The organism is Pseudovibrio sp. W74 (assembly GCF_001623085.1).
In the GTDB taxonomy this organism is placed as follows: Bacteria; Pseudomonadota; Alphaproteobacteria; order Rhizobiales; family Stappiaceae; genus Pseudovibrio.
In genome coordinates, this window is record NZ_LMCJ01000013.1 from 182,344 (window position 1) to 208,161 (window position 25,818).

Here is a 25,818-nt window from a genome sequence, read left to right on the forward strand (position 1 = left end):
TAACGGGATCCTCAAACACAAACACCGCCGGGGTGATCCAGCGGTGATATTCGTGCTTGTCAGTTTGAGCGGGCTGAAACGCTAGACCTTATGCCCGCAGTGGCCTTCTTCAAAAGCCCAGATGCCAAGGCCTTCGCCTTCTTCAAGAATGGAATAGGCGACGTGGATGTCGACATTTGCCGGAATATCTACGCTGAACAGCGGTGGGTCAGCGTCAATGTCCTCGCATGTACAGCCAAGCTTTTCCAGCTTGGACCACTGCTTGGAGAATTCTTCCGGCTGTGTCGTCTCTTCCACCATGATCCGGTAGGTGGAATGACCCGATGCCTTATCGACCCTGTCAAAAACAAGCTGCCCTTTTTGCCGGTTGGCAAGCAGCTCGTCACCATTGGCAACGCCGCAAGCAAAGAAGGGTGTGTTTTCAAGCTTATAGCGATTGCCACCGAGCGAGCGTACCCACACAGTTTCACTCTCAATGCCGTGCCAGTCATGTGGATCCAGCTGGAAGACAAGTTTGTGCAGATTGCTGTTCTTATTCATGGGGCCTCACAAATTCTAAGCGCAATATACTCATGCGTTCCAGCGAAGCAACAAGCATCTTGAGGTAATGTGTTCATAGCCTAACAGAGCCGGTTTTTAGGTTAAGAGGCGCGTTTAAACACGTGGAATCCGCACCGGTTAGTCAAGAAAAAAGCCGGAGTGTTTGCCCCGGCTTTAATCGATCACATCTGATCTAAAACTTAGTCGCGCAGAAGATCGTTCACAGAGGTCTTTGCACGGGTCTGTGCATCAACGCGCTTCACGATAACCGCACAACCCAGGTTTGGACCTGGAGTGCCGTCTGGAAGCGGTTTGCCTGGCATGGAGCCCGGAACAACAACGGAGTACGCAGGAACTTCACCGTAGAAGATTTCACCGGTCGTGCGGTCGACGATTTTGGTCGTTGCGGAGATGAACACGCCCATGGAAAGCACAGCACCTTCACGAACAACAACGCCTTCAACAACCTCAGAACGAGCACCGATGAAGCAGTTGTCTTCAATGATAACCGGACCAGCCTGAAGTGGCTCAAGAACACCACCAATGCCAACGCCGCCGGAAAGGTGAACGTTTTTACCGATCTGAGCACAGGAACCAACAGTCACCCAGGTATCAACCATTGTGCCTTCGTCAACGAATGCACCAAGGTTTACGAAGGAAGGCATCAAAACAGCGGACTTGCCGATGAATGCACTACGACGAACAATGGAACCTGGAACAGCGCGGAAGCCAGCTTCTTCAAAGTCGATCGCGCCCCAGCCATCAAACTTGGAAGGAACTTTATCCCACCAGGGAGCCTCGTCCGGACCGCCTTTGATGATCTGCATTGGGTTCAGGCGGAAAGAAAGCAGAACAGCTTTCTTGGCCCACTGATTAACAATCCAGTCGCCAGAGGATTTTTCCGCAACGCGCAGCTTGCCGTGATCCATAAGGTTCAGTGCGGTGTTTACTGCATCACGCACGTCACCTGTGGTGTCAGTGCTGATGTTGTCACGGTCATCAAATGCAGCGTTGATGGTGGCCTCAAGGGCAGCAAGATCAATCTGGCTCATTGGCGGCAGACTCTCATAATTAATGGGTTTCGAATTAGAGCTACCGAGGGGTACGCAAGCCCCAACCAGAAGTCAATACTCTCAGACTTCCGGTTGTCTCATGTATCAATTTAGGTTGCTTCATGTGCCTTGAATGGTTGCTGGGATTGTTCCATCAGCCATTTGTGGAAGGAAGATACCGGACGGGTCAAAGGACGGTTCGCATTACGTACAAACCAATAGCCGCTTTCCAGAGAAAGGCGCGGCCAGTCCGGAACCACCAGATGACCTGCAGCCACTTCCTGTTCAACAAAGCGGGTATCAATCGCAATAGCACCCATGCCTGCAACAGCGGCCTGAATAGCCATGTTCCGGCTTTCAAACATCGCACCAGAGGTCTGGTCCGGATGAGGCAGGCCAGTGCCATTCAACCAACGCGGCCAGTCTTCACGTCTGGAGGAGGTATGCAGCAATTTCAGCTTATCAAGCAGCTTGATGTCAGGGTTCGGATCGCCGTTACTCAACTGAGGAGCAAACGCAACGACCAGATCTTCCTGCCAGAGTTGATGCCGTTCAACATGCGGCCAGGCCCCATCCCCCAATCGGATTGCGCAATCATAGGACTCTCGGTCAAGGTCCACGACGCGCATACTCGTCGAGATCAGCAGCTCAATATCCGGATGCTTATCCTGAAAGTCTGGCAACCGCGGAATAAGCCAGCGTGTTGCAACTGTAGAAAGGGTAGAAATGCGCAACTCAGTCCGGCTTCTGCGCCGGAAGGCTTCAACAGCGTGCTCGATTTGGTCAAACGAGTTGCCAAGATTGGAGGACAGGCGCTGCCCTTCTTCAGTCAGGGCAAGTCCGCGGCCATCACGAATAACCAGCGCGGCGCCAAGCTCATTTTCCAATGATCGGAGCAGGTGCGTCAGGGCTGATGGTGTAACGCCAAGATCCTCTGCGGCACGAGCTGCTCGGCCGTGTTTGGCCAACAGTGAAAATGCGTGTAGCGCGCGCAGTGAAACCATGACGAATGCCCTTCCTTATGAGTTCTTGAATTAATCTCAATAAAGGGAAAAAAGGCATTCGTCTAGACGATCGTGATATTTTTTCTCTTTGCGCCTTATTATGCGCAAAAATTGCAATTTTTAGCCGAAACTGCCCCTACAGGAGTTTGAGATGCGAAACCGGGGCACCTTCGTGTTTTGATGGAATGGCTCTAATTCTTGAGTTCCCCTAGGATATTATAGAGGAAACCGTCCAGATGATCGGTCACGAAATCCACGTGAGGCTCGCTGCCGCTCGAAAGCTCCCAATCTTCGCGGAAAACCTCACGTGTTCCGTCCGGAATGACAAGAACAGTGCGCATGCCAAGAGAGTTTGGAACAACCAGATTGCGCGAAAGGTCCTCAAACATGGCTGCTTTCTGCGGAAGAATACCGTTTTTCTCCAAAAAACGCTGATAGGTTGCTTCAGCAGGTTTTGGAACTAAATCTGCTTCCATAATCCCGAAGATGTCTTCGAAGTGCTGTGTGATACCCAGACGATTGGCAACAGATTCCGCGTGTTTCCGCGTTCCGTTCGTCAGGATGTAGCACTTGCCCGGCAGTTGGTTGATCGCATCTGCAAGCTGAGGATTTGGGTCCAGCACAGAGTGGTCAATGTCATGCACGTACTCAAGGAACTCATCGGGCTCAATGTGATGTTCAAGCATCAAACCACGAAGCGTGGTTCCATACTCTTTGTAATAGGAGATCTGTAACTCTCTCGCCTGCTCAGCCGGTTTTCCGGTGAGCTTTTGTACAAACTCAGACATCCGCTGATCGATTTGATCAAACAGATTTGAATGGTGAGGGTAGAGAGTATTATCCAGATCAAAAACCCAGCTTTCAACGCTGGCAAATGGGGAATTGGTCATGCTTATCCGTTCAGTTATCAGCTATGCCGATAAGTGTTGTTTGATACCAAGCAAAACAGGAAAGAATAAGGATAGCAAGAGAGGCGAGCGTCTTTCGCCTCCCTGTATCAATTATCAAGGTACGATCAGAGTACCAGCACCGTGGTCGGTGAAGAGTTCCAGAAGAACGGCGTGGGCGACTTTTCCGTCAACAATAACAACGCCTTCAACGCCCTGTTCAAGGGCCTCGAGACAGGTCTCAACCTTCGGGATCATGCCGCCGGAGATTGTACCATCCTCAATAAGAGCCCGGGCACCGGCACGGGTCAGCTGCTTGATAAGCTTGCCGTCTTTGTCCAGAACACCCGGAACGTCGGTAAGGAACAACAGACGTTTGGCGTTCAAAGAGCCCGCAATCGCACCAGCAAAGGTATCTGCATTGATGTTGTAAGTCGCACCATCACGACCCGGCGCAACAGGAGCAACAACAGGAATGAGGTCACGTTCAAGGATCAGCTCAAGCACCTTAGCGTTGACTGCTTCGGGCTCGCCAACAAACCCAAGGTCCAGAACCTCTTCGATCTTGGAATCCGGATCACGGTGCTTGCGGTGCAATTTACGTGCAGTGACCATGTCACCGTCTTTGCCACAAAGACCAACAGCACGCCCACCTTCGCGGTTGATGTCTGCCACAATGCTTTTGTTGATGGAGCCGGCCAGCACCATTTCGACAACCTCAACGGTCGCCTGATCCGTCACACGAAGGCCGCCTTTAAACTCGCTCTTGATGTTGAGACGATCAAGCATAGAACCAATCTGAGGACCACCACCGTGAACAACAACCGGATGAACACCAGACTGGCGCAACAGAGTGATATCTCGGGCAAAGGCGCGGGAAAGGGAGTCATCTCCCATGGCATTGCCGCCGTATTTTACAACAACACGTCGGTCATCATAGCGCTGCATATAAGGGAGAGCTTGGGCAATGACGTGCGCACGATTACTGGATTCCGAGAAACTCATAGCGATTTGTACACCTGGAGAAGACAAAGGACTGATACGCAAATCATACGGACTGCGTGTGAAGTATATAGCCGCATTATGAACACGTCACAAATGTTCAGTCATCCCCACCTGCGTGGATTTACTCAAGTAATCGAGGAAATTGTCTAATGCCTCTCGCGCAAATAATCTGCAAAACCGTCTTCACCCGCTGGAGGGGAGAACAAAAAGCCCTGAGCATTGGTGCAGCCGCTGCTTTCCAGCAAGTGCATCTGCTCTTCCGTCTCAACACCTTCAGCCGTCACTTCCATGTCTAGCAAATGAGCCAGTTCAATCAGATGAGCGCAAGCGGTGCTGTGAACAGCAGAGGTTGGCACTCCAGATAGGAAACTGCGGTCGATCTTGATCCGGTCAACAGGGCAATCCAACAAGTGCTTCATAGAGGCAAAGCCAGTGCCGAAGTCATCAAAGGCCACTGAGATACCTATCTCCTGCAGCTTCCGCATGTTCTCCATAGCATGTGGTGCTCTGTCCAGATCAATCCGTTCTGTAACTTCAAGCTCTAAGAAATGCCCGGGGGTCCCAGTGTCCTGTAAAATCTTTTGAATGCGGGAGACGATGTATTGATCAACAAACATCCTGCCGCAAATGTTCACGGAGATCTTGAAACTAGGGTCAACAAGATTACTCCATCCACTGCGTGCTTTGCAGGCCTCACGGATAACCCAGTAACCGACGTCCTTTCCAAGGCAACTGCGGCACAGGGTTGTGATGAAACGGGAAGGGGGCAACAATCCACTCTCAGGGTGCTCCCACCTGATCAAAGCCTCAGCCCCAACGAGCTTACGATCTGTCACACGGACGATTGGCTGATAATGCAGCACGAACTCATCACGGAGGTAGGCAGAAATTAGTGAACGCTCCAGTGGGGTAGGCCCAAACTGGCGTGCCTTGTACCACTTCTTCAAATTCAGCCCTGCCAACAGCAACGTCGGTAGCGCATGAATGAAACGCCACACATAGGTCAACGCATTGGTAATGGAATGCTCAGGTACAAGAGCCCAATGGTGACGGAGGGACGGAGTTGCACACATACATCACCCCCTTTGACTGATTTTGGCACTGTGATTGTAATCTTGTTTGTCTCTTCCAGACATTCGACGACCTCCCCTTCGACGACGGCCTGTCTATATTCGGGGGGTAAATTGACCCAAGGTCAAGAAAAGGTTAAGGCGGGCTGGGGAAAAGGCAGCAAAACGTGAGAACAAGGGGAATTCTGCAAATTGCAGGATGGACAAGGGGTTCTGGATATGTTTGTGCAGCCGCTGTCCGAAAGGGGAAGGCGCAGGGAAATATGAGCCCTGCACCTGCAATTGATTAGCCGTAACTGACCAGCTGCGCAATCTCTGCGCGCAATTCATCCAGACCGTTGCCTTTTTCTGAAGAGGTGGCAATGACTTCCGGATGTGCAGCAGGACGTTTCGCGAGTACTTTCAGCGTATCGTCTTTCATGCGCTGCAGTTGCCCTGGCTTCAGTTTATCTGCCTTGGTGAGCACGACCTGATAAGGCACAGCGGACTTGTCCAGAATCGACATGGCATCAAGATCGTTCTTTTTGATGCCGTGACGTGAGTCGATCAAAGAGAACACACGGCGCAAGGTGCTTCGACCACGTAGGTAGTCAAAAATAAGTGATGTCCACGCATCGACCATGCCTTTTGGTGCTTCAGCGTACCCGTAGCCCGGCATATCGACAATCTTGAGGATGGAGTGCTCTGCTCCAAAGAAGTTCAGCATCTGGGTCCGGCCAGGTGTGTTGGATGTACGAGCCAACGTTTTCTTACCGGTGAGCTTGTTGATCAGGCTGGACTTACCAACGTTGGAACGACCGGCAAACGCGATCTCGATACCATCCAGCTCAGGAAGCTGATGCATCTCTTTCACACTGGTAATAAAATCCCAAGGACGCGCAAACAGAAGGCGTCCCGCCTCCAGTTGTTCTGCTGAATATTCTTTTTCTGAGCTCATGCCCTGCCTTTTAACCTGCAATCTCGATTTGGTCGAGTGCTGTTTTCCAAAGCGCAGCCTTAATGTTTGCTACGGTGAAGCTTCACCACAAAAGGTGTTAACCCCAAACAAAAAACGCGACCCTGAGGCCGCGTTTTCGAAGTCTTATTCAAAGAGGAAAGCTTACTTGCTTTCTTCCTTAGGCTTGCGCTTGAACATGCTCTTCAAGTTATCAAAGAGCTCAAGTTTCACGCCCTGACGACGCATGATGATTCCCTGCTGTGCAACAGAAAGAGTGTTGTTCCATGCCCAGTAGATCACGAGACCAGCTGGGAAGGTTGCCAGCATGAAGGTGAACAGAACAGGCATCCAGTTGAAGATCATCTGCTGTGCAGGCTCAGCTGGTGCTGGGTTCATCTTCATCTGCAGGAACATGGTTACACCCATGATCAGAGGCCAGACACCAATCATCAGGAAGCTTGGCGGATCCCATGGGATCAGGCCGAACAGATTGAAGACTGTGGTTGGGTCTGGAGCAGAAAGATCCTGAATCCATCCGAAGAATGGCGCATGACGCATCTCGATGGTAACGAACAGAACCTTATAGAGCGAGAAGAAGACGGGGATCTGAATGACCATCGGCAAACACCCTGCCAATGGGTTGATCTTTTCCTTCTTGTACAGCTCCATCATGGCTTGCTGCTGTTTCTGCTTGTCGTCCTTGAACTTCTCGCGGATCTCAGTCATCTGCGGCTGCACGAGCTTCATTTTACTCATGGAGACGTAGGACTTGTTTGCCAGCGGGAAGAACAGGGCCTTCACAATAACGGTCACAAGCAGGATAGCGACACCGAAGTTGCCAACCAGAGAATAGAGCCAGTCAATTGCCCAGAACATCGGCTTGGTCAGGAAGTAGAACCAACCCCAGTCGATCATGAGATCGAAGCTTTCGATGTTGTAGGATGCCTGATAGCCTTCGATCAGCTTGGTAACTTTTGCACCTGCATAGAGCAGTGATGAGCTGGTGATTTTAGTGCCATCAGCTATCTGAACCGCGTCACCAAGATAGTCACTCTGGAAGTTCTGAGTGCGGGCGTTGTAGGAGAAGTTTGGCTGGAACTCAGTGCCCGGAGTTGGGATCAGTGTTGCAGCCCAGTACTTATCAGTAAAGCCGAGCCAACCCGTGTTAGCGCGACCTGGGCGAATGCTTCCATCCTCAATCAGGTCAGAATAGTTGATTTCCTGGAGGCCTTCTTCGCCGATAACGCCGATAAGACCTTCATGCAGTACGAAGAAGCCAGCGGTTTCTGGCTCGCCGTTACGCGCAATCAAACCATAAGGATAAAGCTGAACGTTCTGGCCAGTGCTGTTCTGCACTTCCTGGTCAACAGTGAACATGTAGTTCTCGTCGACGGAGAAAGTGCGCTTGAACACCAGCCCTTCGCCATTGTCCCAGCTCAGAACGATAGGGGAAGACGGTGTCAGGTTACCAGAAGTCTCTGCAGTCCAGACAGTTTCAGCATTCGGAAGCTTAACCTGTGCACCTGGATCCGCAACCCAACCATGCTCAGCGTAGTATGGCTCTGGGCTGCCTTTCGGCGAGAAAAGAACAACAGTTTCACTGTCCTTGGCCTGTGTCTGACGGTAGTCATTCAGGCGAAGGTCATCCAGCTTCGCGCCTTGCAAATTGACAGAGCCGGAGAGGCTAGGGGTGTCAATGGTCAGGCGAGGAGATGCAGCCAGTGCTTGTGCGCGACTGACGAATGATTGCGCCGCGGTCCCGCTATCGGTGCCAGGAGCAGCCACTTGACCGGATGCACCTTCAGGCAGTGCAACGGGTGAGCTGGAACCGGCTTGTTGTGCATCGTCTGCCAGCTGCGCCTGTTGCGCTTCCTGCTGAGCTTCTAACTGTGGTCCGGCAATAAAATATTGCCAGCCCAATAGCACAACCAGCGACATTACGATCGCTACGATCATATTGCGATTATCGTTCATCGACTGGATCACTCATTTTCAAAAGGGTGGAATAAATAGTCATCACTGGTCAGTTGGCCTCAACTTTATCATGTGGAGGTTTAGAATTTGCCAGCGAGTTCGGTTTTGATCGGATAGGGCGAGGTTTACGAGGCTTGAACGCATTTCTTACACTGCCTTTGAGGTCTTTCAGAAGATCTTCGAAAGGTTGTGAAAGTGCAGCTCTCCTGCCAACCAGAACATAGTCGGCGCCTATCTGGGCGATATCCAAATCAAGAAAGGCAACAGCGGCTCGAAGTCGGCGCTTTATTCGACTGCGCTCAACAGAGTTTCCGGTTTTCTTGGTGACCGTATAACCCATTCGAGGGTCGCCATCACTGCGGGTTTTAGCCGCTTGAAGCACAAAAGCGCGCCGAGCTGTCCTTCCGCCTTTTGCGACGGTAAGAAACTCGGAGCGCTTTTTGAGTGTTTTCATGTTTTTGCGGCGGAACTTTTGTTCAATGGATATGAAGTGAATGCCGCCGCGCAACGTCGCGATTAAGCGCTAAGACGCTTACGGCCTTTAGAACGACGACGTGCCAGTACCTGGCGGCCATTTTTAGTTGCCATACGTGCCCGGAAGCCGTGGCGACGCTTGCGAACAAGGTTGCTCGGTTGGAAAGTACGCTTCATTTTATTACCCTAGCAGAGCCGTTGGCTCCAACTTAAACGTTAATTTGGATTGTGCGTCTTCTCCCCGAAGTCACCGCGACTTTATTCAAGTTGCAGGACTTTGCGCAGGGGATCCGCACTCCTATTCGTCGGCGCTTATATTAGTGTGCGTGCTTCAAGTCAATAATTGCTGTGCCGGAATCTACGATATCCTGACTCTTTATTGTCTCACAGCCTCGTGTAGAGCCGTTACCCCTCATTCAAAACAGAGTGAAACTACGGGTAACGCACGAACCTGTGATAACACCGGAGGTCTTTCTGATTGTATGAAAATTGTAAGACATCAATTCATTAGGCGATTGAGCCTGCAAAAAACATAGTAACCTATTCAGTCTAGACTAGGCAAGAACACTGAGGTTTCGGTTCTTTTCAGGTCTGAACGTTGAAACCATCTAAGGAAAAGCACATGGGAATCACGGAACACAATGATAACAAGTCACCAGCCGAGGGAGCTTTGGGCTTCATCAAACGCTGGGGACTACTCTTTGTTATCCTTGCCGTGTCCGCCTATGGCATCTCTCAAGGCTGGCATCAGCAAATCACAATCAGCAACCTGATCAAAAATCAGCAACTGCTTTCTGGCTATCTGGCCGAATACCCAATCCTGACCCCGCTGATCTATTTCGTCGTGTACACACTTGCGGTTGCTCTGTCTTTCCCGGGTGCATCCCTGCTTACAATCGCAGGCGGTTTTTTGTTCGGTTGGTTCTTCGGTGGTTTGCTCACCGTTCTGGCAGCAACAATTGGTGCCGCACTGTTGTTCATCGCTGCAAAAACTTCGGTTGGTGCAACGCTCAAAGCAAGAGCAGGGCCGTTCCTCGATAAAATGTCAGAGGGTTTCCGTAAGAACGCGTTCAGTTACCTACTCTTTCTGCGTCTCACCCCAGTGTTTCCGTTCTGGCTCGTCAACATTGCGCCTGCGTTGTTCCATGTTCCGTTGAGCACATATCTGATCGCAACATTCGTCGGTATCATTCCAGGCACTTTCGCCTATGCCTTCGTTGGGGCTGGTCTGGATAGTGTGATCCTGGCGCAAGAGCAGGCAAATCCGGGTTGTTCGGCTGCTGGTACATGTGAAGTGGAGATTTCCGCACTCATTACGCCTGAGCTGATTTGGGCATTTGCAGCGCTAGGTTTGGTAGCGCTCATTCCGCCGATTGTTCAGCGTTTTCGCGGCAAATAAATCTCAGACCAGATCAATTTCGAAATGACGGACTTTCTCGATGACAAATAACAATAATGCAAAAACATTGACCCCGGATATCTGTGTTATTGGCGCTGGCTCGGGCGGCCTCTCAGTCGCGGCAGCTGCAGCAGCCTTTGGCGTGGATGTTGTCCTGATTGAAAAGGGTAAGATGGGTGGCGACTGTCTGAATTATGGCTGCGTCCCATCCAAAGCAATTATCGCAGCTGGTAAAGCTGCCGCTACCTTTCGGTCCTCAGAAAAGTTTGGCGTTGGTGCTCAAGAGCCTGAGATTGATTTCTCTAAGGTGAATGATCACGTTCATGATGTTATCGCCACCATAGCTCCACATGACTCTGTTGAACGCTTCGAAGGCTTGGGTGTGCACGTCATTCAGGGCGCAGGTGAGTTTACTTCCGCAGATACCGTCAAAGTCGGTGAGCAGGCCATCAAAGCACGCCGCTTTGTCATTGCCACGGGCTCCAGCGCTGCGGTCCCTCCGATCCCTGGTATTGAAAACATACCGTACCTGACCAACGAAAACCTGTTTGAACTGAAAGAACGCCCAGAGCACCTGATCATTATTGGCGCAGGGCCAATCGGCATGGAGATGGCACAGGCTCACCGTCGTTTGGGAAGCCGTGTCACAGTCATCGAAGCGCTACGTCCACTGGCGGTGACCGATCCTGCTCATGCAGCTCAAGTTATCCAGAAAATGGAGTCCGAAGGTGTTGAGATCCTTGCAAACACCAAGGTCAACAGTGTTGAACGCACTGACACTGGCGTAAAAGTCGCTATTAAAGTTGATGATGAAGCAGAAGGAACCATTGAAGGCACACATCTGCTGATCGCGGCAGGTCGTTCCCCGAACGTCTCTTCTCTTGGTTTGGAAGCCGCTGGTATTGAGTATAGCCGCAAAGGCATCAAAGCAGATGACGGGCTACGCACCACAAACCGTAAAGTATATGCGATCGGTGATGTCGCCGGTGGACCGCAGTTCACACACGCAGCAGGCGCACATGCGTCACTCGTCATTCGTTCAATCCTGTTCCGGATGCCAGTCAACCATAACAACATAACAATGCCTGCAGTGACCTACACTGAGCCTGAGATTGGGCAGGTCGGTCTTTCAGAGCAGCAAGCACGCGAACAGCTGGGCGATAAACTGAAAATCTTGACCGCAGAGTTTTCCGGAAACGACAGAGCGCTTGCTGAAGGCAAAGGTAAGGGCCAGGTTAAGCTCCTGACTAACGGAAAAGGACAGCTCGTTGGAGCATCTATTGTGGGCCCAGGCGCTGGTGAACAGATTGGTCTGCTGGCTTTGATGATCTCTCAAAAGTTGAAGGTCGGCGCTCTCTTAGGAGTGGTCCTCCCGTACCCGACACTAAATGAAGCAATTCGTAGGGCTGCACTTACGTATTATGCGGATGCCCCCAAAAATCCATGGGTCCGCAGAATTCTGGCGCTTCTGAGAAAGCTTGGATGACGCAGTTGTGATCAGCTGTGAGAGAAGTGTGTTGCTTGACACACGTCATCTGCTAAAAATGAGTAAGGCATAGCGCGTAACAACAATCTGCGCTGCACGATCATTGTGTACCAACTCATCAGGTAGGTGGATGGCTCAAAATAATGGGAGAGTGACCTCTGATACAGAGGTCACACCGAAAAAATTGAACTCGGATGGTACTCCGAAAGGCAAACACCGCAGATTATTTCGCGGGGGCATGGGACTCTCTGGCAAACTCCTGATGTTGACGATCTCGTTTGTCATGCTCAGCGAAATTCTTATTTTCGTACCTTCAATTGCAAATTATCGTAACACTTGGCTAAGTGACCGTTTGGCAGTCGGCGGTGTTGCTGCGACATTGTTGTCAGAAAGTGAGACACTGTCTCCGCAGGTCCAGCACAAACTACTGGAAGCAACGGGCGCTCAGGCCATCTCTCTTGCCTTTGGAGAACGTCGTAATTTGATCGCTATGGAGAGTTCAGAAATGAACGTCACCAAAACGATTGACATGACACAAGATTCTCCCTGGGATGCGATCGGATGCAGCCTTCAGTTTCTGACTGGAACGCGAACCGGCCAGATACGCGTCATCGGCGATATTGATATGCGCTCAGGCGGTAGAGTGGATATGGTCTTCCCAGCATCTTTGCTGCGAGACGATTTGCAGAAGTATGCTCTGAACATTCTGCAGTTATCTCTCCTCATCTCATGCCTGACAGCCGCGCTCGTTTACCTGTCCATTCGGTCATTGCTGTTGCGTCCTTTGCAGCGGCTCACTGGCTCCATGATGCGGTTTGCTGAATCCCCTGAGAACGCTCGGGAGATTATCAAGCCAAGCGGACGTACGGATGAGCTGGGTGAGGCTGAAATGCAGCTGCAGTCCATGCAGAAGTCTCTGAACCAGACATTGAACCAGCAACGCCGTATGGCAGCGTTGGGACTAGCTGTTTCCAAGATCAATCATGACATGCGGAATTTGCTGGCATCAGCACAGTTGTTCCTTGAAAGGCTGGAGTTATTGCCGGACCCGACCGTACAACGTGTTGCACCCAAGATTCTTGCGACGCTTGACCGAGCGGCCGCCTACACCAGTGCAGTGCTGTCCTACGGCAAGGCACAGGAAGCTGCTCCTGAGCTACGTGTCATCCGCCTTGCATCGGTTCTACGCGATGTGGAGGAGGTTCTTGGCCTGTCCAGATATGCTGATGGCATAGAGATGCATGTCAACGTACCGGAGACGCAGGAGCTGGAAGCAGATCCTGAGCAAATATTCCGCGTACTGCTCAACCTCTGCCGGAACTCGGTGCAAGCGATGGAAGCGTCCAAAGGCGCGTCTGGTGTTGTTTGCAGGATTGAGATCCATTCAGAGGTAAAAGATGACATGCTGTCTATCTATGTCTCTGATACGGGACCAGGCATCCCTGCAAAAGCTCAGGAGGGGTTGTTCAAAGCCTTCCAGACATCCGGCAAAGTTGGCGGAACAGGATTGGGTCTGGCGATTGCAGCAGAGATCGTTGTGGCGCACGGTGGTAAGATCACATTGGAGAAAGATGTGACGACCGGGGCTTGTTTCAAAATCCAGCTGCCATACCGGCATGGGGCACAAGCGACTGAAAAAATTACGAGACTATTCCCTGCTGACCGCAGCAAGGGCTAATCTCTGGAAAAGCTGTACTGTGCAAGTGCAGCTTTTCTCACGTTTAGGCTGCAATGCCCTACGTCTTTGTTCTGATAGTCAGAAATTGTTATCCCCAAAACGCAAAATCACTTTAAAAAACTTCTCTAAAGCGCTTGCCAAGGTCCAGTAAGGCGGCTACATAGACCCCCGTTCCGCAGGGAACGCGGCCTGCACCGGTAGCTCAGCTGGATAGAGCACCAGACTACGAATCTGGGGGTCGGGGGTTCGAATCCTCCCCGGTGCGCCATTTACTCTTCTCTTAAGAGTGGGTGGTTTAGATAGCACTAGGCCGATACATAATTCTTGTTCGCAAGAAACAGCGCACCGGTAGCTCAGCTGGATAGAGCACCAGACTACGAATCTGGGGGTCGGGGGTTCGAATCCTCCCCGGTGCGCCAATCTTCTCTCTCTTAAAATTTAACTGCTTCATCTGATAGATGAATTGTGCTTATTAAACTCTTTGAGCATTCAATTGCTTGAAGCGAGAGTTTCTTCTTCGCTCTGCCCTTGTGGAAGATTTTCCAGCAAAAACCTGATGATGTTTTCGCCCATCACAGCTGCGATCTGTTTTTCTGTGAAGCCCTTTTTCAAAAGTTCCTGTGTCAGAACCGCATATTCAGATGTATCGAAGGCAGTTGTAACAGAACCATCGAAGTCAGATCCCAGCACCACATGGTCGATACCAGCAATTGAAACAGCATAATCAATTGAAGCTGCAACGCCCTTTGGGCTGATGTCGCAAGCTGCTGCATCCCAAAAACCGATACCAATCAACCCGCCTTTTGCTGAAATCTTCCTGACTTGATCATCTGTGAGATTGCGAGGCGTGTCACAAATCCCCCTCACACCTGTGTGAGAAACGACGATCGGTCGTGTCGCCATTGCCAGCACATCTTCAACCACCGCTGGAGAGGAGTGAGCAACGTCAACAATCATCTCCTTCTTCTCCATAAGCCGTACCACGTCCTTGCCAAAGTCCGTGAGACCTGCCTTGGATTGGCCATGGAGAGAGCCACCCAGTTTATTGTCGAAGAAGTGCTGGAGGCCCATCAACCGCAATCCGCCCTCATAAAGCCGATCTACGTTCTTGATATCACCATCCAGTGCGTGCCCACCTTCTGTGCCTAAGACCCCGGCAATGATTTTGGAGCCTTGGGCTCTGGCTGTGAGGACAGCTTCCAGTTGTTCTCTATTGTGGACAACAGTAATTTCGTCTGGATGTTTCTGCTCTAGATCGTATAGGCGCTGCGCCTGCAACAGCGCACGCTCAGAAAGCTTATTCAGTGCGCTAGAAGGCCAGCTTTGCAGCCAACCTAGCAGAGTGATGTTGTCAAAGGCCTCGGCTGAGTTCTTCTTGTAGTTTTGTCCACGGGGGGACTTGGTGACGCTGGTGAAGATTTGTACACCAACATTACCCTTTTTGAAGCGCGGCAGGTCTGAGTGACCGATCGAAGATTCCTGCGATATGTTCCGGCCCCAAAGCAAAACATCATTGTGAAGGTCCGCAATGCGTAGCTTATCGTGTAAAGCCTGTGCATCTGCACTGATGGGATAGGAAGCGTGTTCGACAACGTGATTTTGGGATTGATCAACATACTGGGCAACGTAGCCAGATCGAATAATACCGTATCCAGCTGCTGCAATAATCACAACGGCACCTAAACCAACCTTTAAATAAGAGATACCCATAATACACGCTCAATATGTTTGTAGTCACCGACCCAGAAATATTGGTTTACCTTAAGGTAAATCGCATGTTTGTCCAGATACTCTAGCCGAGAGATGCTCCCGTTATAGTGCAGGCGTGTTGCGTATCTCCTTGTAGGCAGACAACACTTCTGGGTAATATGAGAGCGAATTTCATCGGTTCTATAAACAGTTAAAGGCGAAAGGCGTTATCATGAATGCTCAGCAACTGGTCGAGACCATTCGCTCGCGTACATCTGCATCTCTTAAGCTCATGAAAGCTCCCGGGCCGAATAGAGAAGAGATGAAGCTGATAATTGAGGCCGCTGCAGCTGCTCCTGATCACGGGCATCTACATCCATTCCGAATTTTGGAGATCCCGACAGACGCACGCAATGATCTGGGAGATCTGTTTGTAAAAGCCGTTGAAGAAATAAAAGATGACCCAACCGAAGAAGCGCTTACCCGTGCAAGGGAAAAAGCGCATAAAGGGCCTGTACTTCTGGTTTTAATCGGATGTTTTCACGGTTCGGATGAGACCCGTATTCCCCAATATGAGCAAATGCTCTCAGCGGGAACAGCTTTGCAAAACATGGTGCTTGTAGCTCACGCAATGGGGTATGCATCCCGGATTACCAGTGGTGACAGTGCGCGTTCCTCTGCCTTCCATAAAGGGTTGGGTCTCTCCGAAAACGAGGAATTCCTGTGCTTTATCTCTCTTGGTAAGGTTGATGAAGCAAGACCTGCCAAAGGTAGACAAGAAGCCCAGGAAATTCACTCAACGTGGGTGCCGGAATAACGCGCTTACTTCGCTTTTGGGCGGAACGCCACAATCACATCTGGGTCCGTTTCAATACGCCCTGCACCGATCAGATCAAGACAGTACGGCACCGCCTGAAACACTGCATCAAGGCAGGTTTTGATGCTGGCTGGTTTACCCGGCAAGTTGATGATGAGGCTTTTGCCCCGAATGCCAGCTGTCTGACGTGAAAGAATTGCTGTCGGCACTTCTTTCAGCGACAACTGACGCATCAGTTCACCAAACCCGCGAAGCTCTTTCTCCATAACGAGCTCCATAGCTTCCGGAGTCAGATCGCGAGGAGAGGGGCCTGTTCCGCCTGTTGTAAGGATGAGGTCGATACCATCTTCATCAGCCAATTGCTTCAAAGTAGTGCTGATGCTTTCAATTCCATCCGGAATGATCTTATGGATGGGTTCCCAGGGACTGGTCACAGCTTCTTCAAGGTATGCGAGAATAGCTGGGCCACTTTTGTCTTCGTAAGTTCCATCACTGGCGCGATCGGAGATGGTAACAGCTGCAATCTTCATGGATATCTCTCATAGACACGGATGATTTGCAGCGAGAGTAAGCGTGGAAATGCTTGGGTTCAAACATTAATTGCCTGCTACTTTCCTTGTCCTCTTATTCTTTATGGCTTGCAGAGAGCTGGCTTCCTTCCAAGGTTTGCCATCTACTCCCCATGTGTTTCTCACTGTGTATTTTGATAGACTGACGCTTCTTTGTTTAAACGTTACTATCCCGTCATTACTGAAGTTTTTAGGATGTTATCTACGTAATCCGGGGGGAGAAGCTGCAACAGATTGAGATGCATTTTACCCGTAACAGTAATGGTCTCTTGCAAGTCCGATACTAACTTTGGGTAAGGTCATATGCAGTTATTCTAAGTCACTCTCAGCTTACGACTTTGATGTGCCGGGATGTTTCGGACATGTACTCTGCAGCTGTGCTAAATAGAACAGATATGGGTAAGTACGTAGAATAGCTTGGCGATCTGAATTTTGAAATGCACTCAAACAGCTGTTGGGCTGCAAAGCGTAAGGAATCTGCTTAATGCGTAAAGTGCAAGTTGCTGCATTAGATGAACTTGAAGATCGTAAGCCTGCTCATGCACTTGTTAGCGAGGTAGATCTCGTTGTCGTAAGGTTCGATGAGGACATCTCCGTCCTCTACGGTCGTTGCCTCCATCGCGGTGCATTGCTTTCTGATGGATATGTCAGGGGTCGCAATCTGATTTGCGGACTGCACCAGTGGGATTATCGTCTGAACTCCGGCGTCAGCGCCTATGACAACAAAGAGTGCCTGCGAAAATTCACGCATTTCGTTGAAGACGGCAACATCTATGTTGATGAAGATGAAGTGAAGGCATGGGCTAAGGACAATCCGCAGCCCTATTTCCGCAAAGCCTATCTGGGTGAGTATGCGGACTTTCATGGTACGGAAGAAGAACCTCATAACAAGCTGATTCAGACATACGCTCGGGCAGGGCTGAAGCAGACGGGCCATCATGGCGCAATTGAAGCTATGGGAGTGCCGACAACAGAACTACCTCAATGGGAAGACATTCAGATACTGACAGCGCAGTTGCAAAAGCCGCCGCGGTTGGATGAAGAACCCGTTGGAACTGATATTGTTATCGGCCCCAAGGCCCAGAAGCCGTTACACCTGAAAATCCCGCTCTTTGTCTCAGACATGAGCTTTGGCGCACTATCAGAACCCGCCAAAATTGCACTTGCTCGCGGAGCAGAGAGCGTTGGCACAGGCATCTGTTCTGGTGAAGGTGGGATGCTCCCAGAAGAGCAAGCAGAAAACACACGCTACTTTTATGAATTAGCTTCTGCACGTTTTGGTTTCTCTTGGGATCAGCTGGAAAAAGTTCAGGCCTTCCATTTCAAAGGCGGGCAGGCTGCCAAAACCGGAACTGGTGGACATCTCCCAGCTGCGAAAGTGACTGAGAAAATCGCAGCGGTGAGGGGACTACCTCCGGGAGAGGGCGCTATCTCGCCTGCAAGATTTCCTGAGTGGATGAAACCAGCAGATTTCCGCAAGTTTGCAGATGAAGTGCGCGACAAGACTGGCGGTATCCCAATTGGTTTCAAGCTGTCTGCGCAGCATATCGAGAAAGATATCGATGCAGCTCTGGAAGTTGGCGTTGATTACATCATCCTCGATGGGCGTGGCGGTGGCACCGGTGCTTCGCCGCTCGTGTTTAGAGATAACATTTCTGTTCCAACCATTCCGGCGTTGGCGAGAGCGCGTCGTCATCTGGATCGCAGTGGTCAACGGGATGTGACGCTTGTCATCACCGGCGGTCTTCGCAAACCGGAAGATTTCGTGAAAGCAATGGCCTTGGGTGCCGATGCCATAGCCCTGGCGAATGCGCCAATGCAGGCCATCGGCTGTATCGCCATGAGAGCATGCCACACCAACAACTGCCCGGTCGGTATTGCCACCCAGAAAGACCATCTGGTCGCGCGTCTGGAAGTTGAAAAGTCTGCAAAGCGCCTGGAGAAGTTTTTCACGGCCTCAGTTGAACTGATGAAGGTGATGGCCCGGGCTTGCGGGCATGCGCATATCTCCGATTTCTCTATCGACGATATTACAAGTTGGAAGAAGGAAATGTCGGAGCTTGCTGGTATCAACTGGGCAGGGCACGGCCCCAATGACTAATTCTCCCTGCCATCAACGGCAGCACAAAATCAGTAGGGTGCAGAAATGATTGTTGCTGAAGGTATTATTCTGATTGCACAAATTTACTGCGTGATTGGCCTTGTCGTCGCACTGGCCTTTATCAGTTTTGGCCTTGGGCGCGTGGAACTTGCTGCACGTGGAGCTTTTCTTTTCCGCCTGCAAATCATCCCGGGGCTGATCCTGCTTTGGCCAATCGTCATTGTGCGTTGGATTGCGCTGGAACGCTCCGGTGAAAAAATCTTGCTCGATAAAGAAGAAAAAGAACTCCACGAAGAGCAGGAGGCCAAGAAGTAATGCAACGTGCCTATAGAAAAGCCCACCGCACCATTTGGCTCATTCTGGCCATTCTCATTCCTCTCGTTTTGGGCCTAGCGCTTTTGATGCGTCCAACAGGAACGCACGAACAGCCGCCTGTTCCCCTTGATGACACAGCAAAGTCGGCTCTGGAGGCAAACCAGTGAGTGTTAAATATGTACCGGTAATCTGGAACCGTACAAAATTTGTCTATGATGCCGTCGTCTTGGCAACTGTTGGCGCATATCTGGGAATCTACATCTACATCGCGCCGATGTTCCAGACAGTCACAAGACCGATTGATTGGGATATCTACAAAGCGCAGGCATTTGGTACCTGTGTCTTCTTCCTACTCACATTTATTCTATGTATCGGGCCACTAGCTCGACTGGACAAGCGCTTCCTGCCGCTTCTTTATAACCGCCGTCACCTGGGCGTGATCACTTGCGTGCTGGCCTACTTCCATGTCGACAACATTCTTGGCTGGTACAATGCATTCTCGCCAATTAATCGTTACGTCTCGGTCTTCATTGTAAATACCAGCTTCGACCGCTTTCTGGGTTTTCCTTTCGAAATCCTTGGCGTCTTTGCCCTTCTGATCCTGACCATTCTCGCAGTTACAAGTCATGATTTCTGGCTCCATTTCCTAAAGCCTACGCTTTGGAAGACACTTCATATGGGGATCTATCTGGTTTATGCGCTGGTTGTTGCCCATGTTGCACTCGGTGCTTTGCAGAGTGCTGCCGGTCCTTTCATGACCACTGCAGTCGGTGCGTCTGTTGCGCTTGTCGCCACCTTACACTTGCTTGCTGCAAGAAAAGAGCATCTCTTTGATACGCAACAAAATACGATGGATGACAGCGGCACGTGGATGGATGCAGGTGATCCAAAAGATGTTCCTGATAAGCGGGCGAGAATTATTTCCATTACCGATGACGAGCGTGTCGCGATCTTCAGAAATGGCAAGAAACTCTCTGCGATCTCCAATGTTTGCGCCCACCAGAACGGACCTTTGGGAGAAGGTAAGATTGTCTATGGCTGTGTGACCTGCCCATGGCATGGCTATCAGTACCGTTTGGAAGATGGAAAATCTCCACCTCCATTTACAGAGAAAATTTCCACTTATCGGCTCAAATTGGAAAACGGTCGTTTGTGGCTGAACGTAGAGGCTCTGCCACCGGGAACGTATGTTGAACCTATTGTTTCTCCGATAATGGCAGAGGGAAGCTAATGGCCAAAAAGAAACCAGATCCCTTCTTTATCGGTTGGGCGAAAAAGCCACCAAAGAGCCTGCAAGGCTTCTTGTTCCTAATCTCTGCAATTCTCGTTGGCGCAGCAGCAGGCGTGGCGTTTGGTATTGGCTCGTCTGTTCCGGACCCGGGTGACGCTCGCTTTGCTTGGGGCGCTGGATATCAAACGTTTACAGGCTACGTAGATGCAAAACCTTACCCTCTACTCCGGCTTCCTGCAGGAGAAAATGGGCGTGACAAGCCACATGCCATGCTGATTTCTGGTATTGGCAAACGCGGCATGCAGCAACTTGCCGGCCCTTTGGATGGTCAGCCTGTTGATGCTGGCGGCATTTTGCTGAAGCGTGGTGATCTCGATATGTTGCAGGTCGGAGGAAAGGTCTCTCTTCGCGCTGCAGAAAATCCAGTCCAAAATTTTACACCAGCACCAGCAGAGCATTTAGGCAAATGGCGGTTAACTGGCGAGATCTGTGATGGCAAATGCTACAACGGCGCAATGCGTCCGGGTGTTGGCTTAGCCCACAAGGCCTGCGCAAATCTCTGCATCATTGGCGGTATCCCTCCCGTTTTTGTGACTTCTACCCCCCTTATGGGAAGTGAATTCTTCGTGTTGGCTGACGAGAATGGTGAGCCCTTGACTGCTGAGGTTGAAGATTGGGTTGCTCTACTGATTTCGTTGGAAGGTGAGGTCGAGCGTCGGGATGATCTGATGATCTTCAAGGTGAATCTGGACAGCGCTAAACAACTCTAGCTTATCGGAGACAGCACTTACGGCGGCGAAGCAGTTTGCCGCCCAAAAACAGCGTACCCAAAGGTTGAAGTGGCGAAACAATTCATAGACTGCTAAAAACACCACGTTTGCAGTGCAACACAAATTGTATTGCGTCCTCCTTCCTAGGCGCTCTTATTTGCCGCATGTTCCCAAGCGTGCGCACAAAGCAGCGCCGCCGCTAAGCACAATCTGGTGATCCAATGATACAATTTTATGCCTACCCAGAATCCGTATTCTGCGCGAAAGTTCGAATTGCTTTGGATATGAAAGATCTGGATTACGCCGAGCTACCGCCCCCAGATGGATATGGATCAGCAGCCTATAAGAAGATCGTTCCAGCGGGTTCAATTCCCGGCCTGAAGGATGGTGAAGCTGCTCTGTCAGATTCAAACGCGATCCTTGAGTATCTTGAGGAAACCGCACCGTCTCCAGCGCTAATGCCAGAACACCCTGTCGAGCGCGCTAAAGTCAGAGCATTGATGGGCCTGCACGACACGCGGATTGAGCCATCAGTTCGTGCATTTTATGCCCCAATCAAAGCCGGAAAACCGCCGAGGGATGAAATCTACAAGCAGTTGATCAATGACATGAGTGCTGCGTTCGAACGTTTGGAGGACATGATTGAGGCTGAGCCGTATGCGATCGGTCATCATGTTACTTTGGTTGATGTAGCCTTTGCCACAACGTTTTCTCAGGCTCAGCAGCTTGCTGGTATGTTTGGTGGAGAGCTAATGCTGAAGCCTAAATGCCAACATTGGTGGCAAGCTATGCAATCACTCTCTCATGCAGCGACGTCAATCGATATAAACCGCAAAGCGATGCAGGATTGGGTCGCGAAGTTTATTCAGGTAGACGCATAAGCGTGCAGTGAACCCAAAAGAAAAGGCGCCCCAATTTGAGGCGCCTTTCTTATGCTTTATGAGCAGTTTTTACTGCGCCAAGCCCCATTTCTGAGCTGTCGCAGCAAGGAAACCATTCATTTTTTTAATCTTGATCCAGTTGTTGATGTAGTTGATCCAAACCTGATCAGTCTGCGGCATCAACATAGCGATCGGGGTCGGGTTTCTGCTTTCAGAAACTGGCACGTTGGTGATCTGCTTGAACTTCGCTTTCAGCGTAGCACCTTCAATGTTGGAGGTGATGAAAACATCAGCGCGGCCTGACAGCACTTCCTGATAACCACGAGCAGGTGCCTCAACAACCTTGATAGTCGCATTCGGGAACCATTCCTTGCTCAGCTTCTCAAAGGTAGTGCCAAGCGTGGTTGCTACCGTCACATCTTTCTGGTTGATGCTGTCCCAGCTGTTGAACTCACCAACTTTGCTGCTGGTTGTATACGGCAGGATCTCAACGGAAATATAGCTTTCGGAGTAACCAGCTACTTTCATGCGGCTTGGGGAGATTGAAGCAGAGCCAGTCAGGTTGTACTTGCCTGCAACGATACCATTCACCAAGGTTTTCCAATCGGTTGGAATAAAGGTGAGCTTCACACCAAGGTCGGTTGCAAGCTCGTTCATGATGTCGATGTCATACCCTTTATATCCATTGCTGGCAGGATCTCGAACAGACATTGGGTTCCAGTCTCCGGTTGTACCAACCCTCAGTTCACCGGAATCCAAAATTTCGTTAAGCGCGGATTGCGCAAATGCAGAGCCGGAGAACAACGTGCCGGCGGCGAAAATTACAGTAAGAAATGAACGTAGCATCTTCATGAGAGTTCCTTGAAACGCAGTTGGAATCTGGCCCAATGCAAACCTAGCCATTTTAGCGATAACTACAATGCTGTTTTTGAGAGAAAACCGACTTCAATTAATTGTGTGCGGTAAGTCTCTATAAGATTTGTATAAGAGCGCACGACACTCTAGGTTTTGTGTCCGGCAATCTATCTGTGTTGAGGCAGATACATGAGCTGCTTACGTGTTTTGCTTCCGTTGGCAGCCTTCTTAAATTTGGAAGGTGGATACCTTGAATTTCCGAAATGCAGCAGTGCTCGTCGCATTGGCATTCGTTTTGGCGGGCTGCACTGGTGACCAGTGGGGCTGGTATGTAGTCTCACCAGACACTGAGACAGGAAGAGTTAATCTCGGTTTCATGATCGCCGGGCTGCAAGAAACAGTCAGTATCTCGCTCACAGCAATCGCAATATCCATGTTCGTTGGCCTTCTTGTCGCTCTGCCGGGGCTTTCAGACAATAAGTACGGAATTGCGTTTAACAGAACTTACGTTGAAGTGGTGCGCTCAGTGCCAAGTCTGGTGCTGATTTTTTGGGTTTATTACGGCTTGCCTGTTGTCGCGAATATCTCAATCAACGTGTTCTGGGCAGGTGTACTGGCTCTTGCCCTGTCCGACAGCGCGTTTCAGGCTGAAATTTTCAGAGCAGGTATACAGTCAGTCGACAAAGGACAGATCGAAGCGGGTCGCTCTCTTGGGCTGAGTTATTTCCAGCGGCTTCGCTTTATCATTCTTCCGCTTGCTATCCGCCGCATGCTGCCACCGCTTGGAAACCAACTGGTCTATATGCTGAAAATGTCGAGTTTGGTGTCCGTGATTGGCCTGCAAGACCTGACAAGGCGTGCAAATGAGCTGGTCGTCACAGAATATCGACCACTCGAAATCTACAGCGTCCTTGTGCTGGAGTATCTAGTTTTGATCCTGATTGTCTCGCAAGGTGTTCGTTGGCTGGAGCGTCGTTTTAAGGCGGAGCATGCCTAGAAAACAGTCTGTTACCTAGCTTTCCTCTGGCGACCAGTTCGCCAGCAAAGCCTTTAGTTCCGGCTCATCTACAGCATGAACAGCGTCGCTTACGGAGAACCATTTCCGTGTGCGCTCGTCCTTTTCTGGCCAGTCCTCAAGCATCTCAGTCACTTCCAGCGGAAAAACCTTCACGCGGCAAGGGATTGGCTCTTTGGTGACCCGAAGTTTAGGGTAATGATAGATGCCCGCAGCTTGATCTGTCAGCTCACCTTTAATGCCAGCTTCTTCGAAGGCTTCTTGCTCTGCAGCTTCTCCACCACTGAGATCCTTCATTGGCCAGCCTTTAGGGAGAACCCAACGCTTGGTTTCGCGGGACGTAATCAGAAGAATTTGTAGCTTACCTTTTTTATTCTTTTTGAAAGGCAGTGCAGCAAACTGGCGTTTTGGTTCTGGCCAGACTTGTGCCTCTGTCTTTCTAAGGGCACTCTTCATGGGTTTCTTCCTTAACAGTGATCCGGCCTAGTTTCATTTTTGTTTGATCCAGATCTTCAGCCGTGAGCAGAGCTTTCCTTTGTTTGTGGTAGGAAGTTAGGTCTGCCCCTGACTATCTAGTGTACTGCTTATATTTTTTCAGCGCTATTGCAAGATATAGCTGTGATTGCAGCCCGGTTGAGCGAGATTTATTTCCTTTTCTACATATTTAGAATATTTGTTCTGAAATTTCCAGATAATACTTTTTACCTAGACTTCATGGCGAGACTGTTGCTAAAAATACTTTAAACTTGAAATATTAAAAAATGGAATCGCAGCTCGGTATTGCTTTGATGCCAAAAAGAGTGTGATCATAAAAACGATAATAGGGGGCTGATAGTGGAACTGGATGCAGTAAGCATTGAGCAAAGAGATGGAGCTGACCCGCTCGCTCATTTGCGCCAGCTTTTCTCAATTCCTGATGGGATTATCTATCTGGACGGAAACTCATTGGGGGCTTTACCTAAGAATGTGTCTGCGGTTTTAGCCAATGCAGTCGAAGAGCAGTGGGGCAAAAGTCTCATTAAAGGGTGGAATTGCCACGGCTGGATTGATCTGCCAAGCAAAGTCGGAAACCGGATTGCCAAGCTCGTTGGAGCTGATGACGGAACCTTGATCTGCACCGACAGCACCTCTCTGAATGTCTTTAAAGTCCTGGCGACTGCCATCAAGATGCGGCCGGACCGTAAAGTTATTCTTTCCGATACAGGAAACTTCCCGACTGACCTCTACATGGCGCAAGGTCTGAAAGAACTGACCGGTGGTGACATCGAGTTGCGTCTGGTTGCTCCGGAAGAAGTTGAAGCCGCCCTCGATGATACTGTTGCAGTCATGATGCTAACAGAAGTGGATTACCGCACAGGTCGCAAGCACGACATGAAAGCATTGACTGAGAAAGCGCATTCTGTTGGCGCTTTGGCGATGTGGGATCTATGCCACTCTGCAGGTGCTTTTCCGGTTCATCTGAAGGACGCAAAAGCTGACTTTGCCGTTGGTTGCTCCTACAAGTATCTGAATGGTGGCCCCGGTGCTCCGGCATTTGTTTATGTGGCACCCCAGCATCAGAACCATTCAGGCAACCCACTAACGGGCTGGATGGGACACAATGCGCCGTTTGCTTTCGATCTGGGATACACGCCATCTGCTAAAACAGACCAGATGCGCGTTGGTACGCCTCAGGTTCTTGCTATGACGGCTCTGGATGCGTCTTTGGATGTCTTCGATGAAACCTCTTTGGAGGCATTGCAGGCCAAATCCATTGAGTTGAGTGAGTTGTTTATTGCTGAAGTCAAACGCCGCTGCCCTAATCTGGCGCTTGCGTCACCAGCGGATCCACTTAAGCGCGGCTCACAAGTCTCGTTCCGCCATGATCAGGGCTATGCAGTCATGCAAGCACTCATTGATCGTGGAGTGATTGGGGACTTCCGCGCACCAAATATCATCCGCTTCGGGTTTGCTCCTCTGTACCTCTCTTTTGCTGAGGTCTTTAAAGCTGCTGAGATTCTTGAAGAAATTATTGCAGGAGATCTCTGGGACAAGCCGGAATACCACCAGAAGAGCAAGGTTACATAAGC

At 50.4% G+C, this 25,818-nt stretch carries 26 protein-coding genes and 2 tRNA genes; 14 read left to right on the top strand and 14 right to left on the bottom strand.

Annotated elements, in window-relative coordinates; all coding sequences use genetic code 11:
- Positions 1-81: 81 nt before the first annotated feature.
- The 10 genes from PsW74_RS09835 to rpmH all read right to left on the bottom strand — a co-directional run bounded on the left by PsW74_RS09835 (position 82) and on the right by rpmH (position 9,120).
- On the bottom strand, positions 82-540 hold the full coding sequence (locus PsW74_RS09835) for a DUF4265 domain-containing protein (RefSeq protein WP_057462872.1): 459 nt from the start codon (positions 538-540) through the stop codon (positions 82-84).
- A gap of 200 nt (positions 541-740) precedes the next feature.
- The gene (gene dapD / locus PsW74_RS09840) at positions 741-1,592 is read right to left on the bottom strand and encodes a 2,3,4,5-tetrahydropyridine-2,6-dicarboxylate N-succinyltransferase (RefSeq protein WP_063286794.1); all 852 of its coding nucleotides are present in this window, start codon (positions 1,590-1,592) and stop codon (positions 741-743) included.
- Between the two features lie 110 nt (positions 1,593-1,702).
- Positions 1,703-2,596 carry a LysR substrate-binding domain-containing protein gene (locus PsW74_RS09845; protein ID WP_063286795.1) on the bottom strand — a complete coding sequence of 298 codons (894 nt, stop codon included), beginning with the start codon at positions 2,594-2,596 and terminating at the stop codon, positions 1,703-1,705.
- A 191-nt stretch (positions 2,597-2,787) separates the two neighbouring features.
- Positions 2,788-3,486, bottom strand: coding sequence for a pyrimidine 5'-nucleotidase (locus tag PsW74_RS09850; RefSeq protein WP_063286796.1), 699 nt, complete (start codon positions 3,484-3,486; stop codon positions 2,788-2,790).
- A 114-nt stretch (positions 3,487-3,600) separates the two neighbouring features.
- Positions 3,601-4,488: an acetylglutamate kinase gene (argB, locus tag PsW74_RS09855; RefSeq protein ID WP_063286797.1), complete on the bottom strand. Its 888-nt coding sequence runs from the start codon at positions 4,486-4,488 to the stop codon at positions 3,601-3,603.
- 146 nt (positions 4,489-4,634) lie between these two features.
- Positions 4,635-5,561, bottom strand: a complete 927-nt coding sequence (locus PsW74_RS09860) for an EAL domain-containing protein (protein WP_063286798.1) — start codon at positions 5,559-5,561, stop codon at positions 4,635-4,637.
- Positions 5,562-5,844: 283 nt separating this feature from the next.
- Positions 5,845-6,495, bottom strand: a complete 651-nt coding sequence (gene yihA, locus PsW74_RS09865) for a ribosome biogenesis GTP-binding protein YihA/YsxC (protein ID WP_063286799.1) — start codon at positions 6,493-6,495, stop codon at positions 5,845-5,847.
- Between the two features lie 162 nt (positions 6,496-6,657).
- Positions 6,658-8,469 (bottom strand): membrane protein insertase YidC, encoded by a 1,812-nt coding sequence (gene yidC / locus PsW74_RS09870; RefSeq protein WP_057462866.1) that lies wholly within the window; start codon positions 8,467-8,469, stop codon positions 6,658-6,660.
- Positions 8,470-8,518: 49 nt separating this feature from the next.
- Positions 8,519-8,923: a ribonuclease P protein component gene (rnpA, locus tag PsW74_RS09875; RefSeq protein WP_208981682.1), complete on the bottom strand. Its 405-nt coding sequence runs from the start codon at positions 8,921-8,923 to the stop codon at positions 8,519-8,521.
- Between the two features lie 62 nt (positions 8,924-8,985).
- On the bottom strand, positions 8,986-9,120 hold the full coding sequence (gene rpmH, locus PsW74_RS28330; protein WP_082596783.1) for a 50S ribosomal protein L34: 135 nt from the start codon (positions 9,118-9,120) through the stop codon (positions 8,986-8,988).
- A gap of 445 nt (positions 9,121-9,565) precedes the next feature.
- Here rpmH and PsW74_RS09880 point away from each other — a divergent pair, with 445 nt between their 5' ends.
- From PsW74_RS09880 to PsW74_RS09900, 5 genes are all read left to right on the top strand, one after another.
- Complete coding sequence (locus PsW74_RS09880) at positions 9,566-10,342, top strand: VTT domain-containing protein (RefSeq protein ID WP_057462864.1); 777 nt, start codon at positions 9,566-9,568, stop codon at positions 10,340-10,342.
- A gap of 40 nt (positions 10,343-10,382) precedes the next feature.
- Positions 10,383-11,828, top strand: a complete 1,446-nt coding sequence (locus tag PsW74_RS09885; RefSeq protein WP_063286800.1) for an FAD-dependent oxidoreductase — start codon at positions 10,383-10,385, stop codon at positions 11,826-11,828.
- 151 nt (positions 11,829-11,979) lie between these two features.
- Complete coding sequence (locus PsW74_RS09890; RefSeq protein ID WP_063286849.1) at positions 11,980-13,506, top strand: HAMP domain-containing sensor histidine kinase; 1,527 nt, start codon at positions 11,980-11,982, stop codon at positions 13,504-13,506.
- A 191-nt stretch (positions 13,507-13,697) separates the two neighbouring features.
- Positions 13,698-13,774 (top strand) — tRNA-Arg (locus PsW74_RS09895).
- Positions 13,775-13,848: 74 nt separating this feature from the next.
- Positions 13,849-13,925: transfer RNA gene (locus PsW74_RS09900), tRNA-Arg, on the top strand.
- 70 nt (positions 13,926-13,995) lie between these two features.
- On the opposite strand, the gene PsW74_RS09905 is transcribed toward PsW74_RS09900, so the two are convergent.
- Positions 13,996-15,216, bottom strand: coding sequence for a dipeptidase (locus PsW74_RS09905; protein ID WP_063286801.1), 1,221 nt, complete (start codon positions 15,214-15,216; stop codon positions 13,996-13,998).
- A 211-nt stretch (positions 15,217-15,427) separates the two neighbouring features.
- Between PsW74_RS09905 and PsW74_RS09910 the strand changes: the two genes are divergently transcribed.
- Positions 15,428-16,012, top strand: a complete 585-nt coding sequence (locus PsW74_RS09910; protein ID WP_057462861.1) for a nitroreductase — start codon at positions 15,428-15,430, stop codon at positions 16,010-16,012.
- 5 nt (positions 16,013-16,017) lie between these two features.
- Here the strand turns inward: PsW74_RS09910 and mog are convergent, their stop codons facing one another.
- Positions 16,018-16,542: a molybdopterin adenylyltransferase gene (gene mog / locus PsW74_RS09915; protein ID WP_063286802.1), complete on the bottom strand. Its 525-nt coding sequence runs from the start codon at positions 16,540-16,542 to the stop codon at positions 16,018-16,020.
- A gap of 523 nt (positions 16,543-17,065) precedes the next feature.
- On the opposite strand from mog, the gene PsW74_RS09920 reads away from it, so the two are divergent.
- The 6 genes from PsW74_RS09920 to PsW74_RS09940 all read left to right on the top strand — a co-directional run bounded on the left by PsW74_RS09920 (position 17,066) and on the right by PsW74_RS09940 (position 21,879).
- Positions 17,066-18,682, top strand: a complete 1,617-nt coding sequence (locus tag PsW74_RS09920) for a glutamate synthase-related protein (RefSeq protein WP_063286803.1) — start codon at positions 17,066-17,068, stop codon at positions 18,680-18,682.
- A gap of 45 nt (positions 18,683-18,727) precedes the next feature.
- Positions 18,728-18,997, top strand: coding sequence for a hypothetical protein (locus PsW74_RS09925; RefSeq protein WP_057462859.1), 270 nt, complete (start codon positions 18,728-18,730; stop codon positions 18,995-18,997).
- On the top strand, positions 18,997-19,164 hold the full coding sequence (locus PsW74_RS28855) for a hypothetical protein (protein ID WP_159096913.1): 168 nt from the start codon (positions 18,997-18,999) through the stop codon (positions 19,162-19,164). The genes PsW74_RS09925 and PsW74_RS28855 overlap by 1 nt, the downstream gene beginning before the upstream one ends.
- Positions 19,161-20,228, top strand: a complete 1,068-nt coding sequence (locus PsW74_RS09930; RefSeq protein WP_063286804.1) for a Rieske 2Fe-2S domain-containing protein — start codon at positions 19,161-19,163, stop codon at positions 20,226-20,228. The genes PsW74_RS28855 and PsW74_RS09930 overlap by 4 nt, the downstream gene beginning before the upstream one ends.
- Positions 20,228-20,998, top strand: a complete 771-nt coding sequence (locus PsW74_RS09935; protein WP_063286805.1) for a hypothetical protein — start codon at positions 20,228-20,230, stop codon at positions 20,996-20,998. The genes PsW74_RS09930 and PsW74_RS09935 overlap by 1 nt, the downstream gene beginning before the upstream one ends.
- Before the next feature lie 221 nt (positions 20,999-21,219).
- Positions 21,220-21,879, top strand: a complete 660-nt coding sequence (locus PsW74_RS09940) for a glutathione S-transferase family protein (protein WP_063286806.1) — start codon at positions 21,220-21,222, stop codon at positions 21,877-21,879.
- A 69-nt stretch (positions 21,880-21,948) separates the two neighbouring features.
- Here PsW74_RS09940 and PsW74_RS09945 read toward each other — a convergent pair whose 3' ends face one another.
- A complete protein-coding gene (locus tag PsW74_RS09945) occupies positions 21,949-22,731 on the bottom strand; it encodes a transporter substrate-binding domain-containing protein (RefSeq protein ID WP_208981684.1) in 783 nt (260 codons plus the stop codon).
- A 244-nt stretch (positions 22,732-22,975) separates the two neighbouring features.
- Between PsW74_RS09945 and PsW74_RS09950 the strand changes: the two genes are divergently transcribed.
- Positions 22,976-23,731, top strand: a complete 756-nt coding sequence (locus PsW74_RS09950) for an amino acid ABC transporter permease (protein ID WP_206599920.1) — start codon at positions 22,976-22,978, stop codon at positions 23,729-23,731.
- Between the two features lie 15 nt (positions 23,732-23,746).
- Here PsW74_RS09950 and PsW74_RS09955 read toward each other — a convergent pair whose 3' ends face one another.
- A complete protein-coding gene (locus PsW74_RS09955) occupies positions 23,747-24,205 on the bottom strand; it encodes an NUDIX hydrolase (protein ID WP_063286808.1) in 459 nt (152 codons plus the stop codon).
- A 378-nt stretch (positions 24,206-24,583) separates the two neighbouring features.
- Between PsW74_RS09955 and kynU the strand changes: the two genes are divergently transcribed.
- Complete coding sequence (gene kynU / locus PsW74_RS09960) at positions 24,584-25,816, top strand: kynureninase (protein WP_063286809.1); 1,233 nt, start codon at positions 24,584-24,586, stop codon at positions 25,814-25,816.
- Positions 25,817-25,818 lie beyond the last annotated feature (2 nt).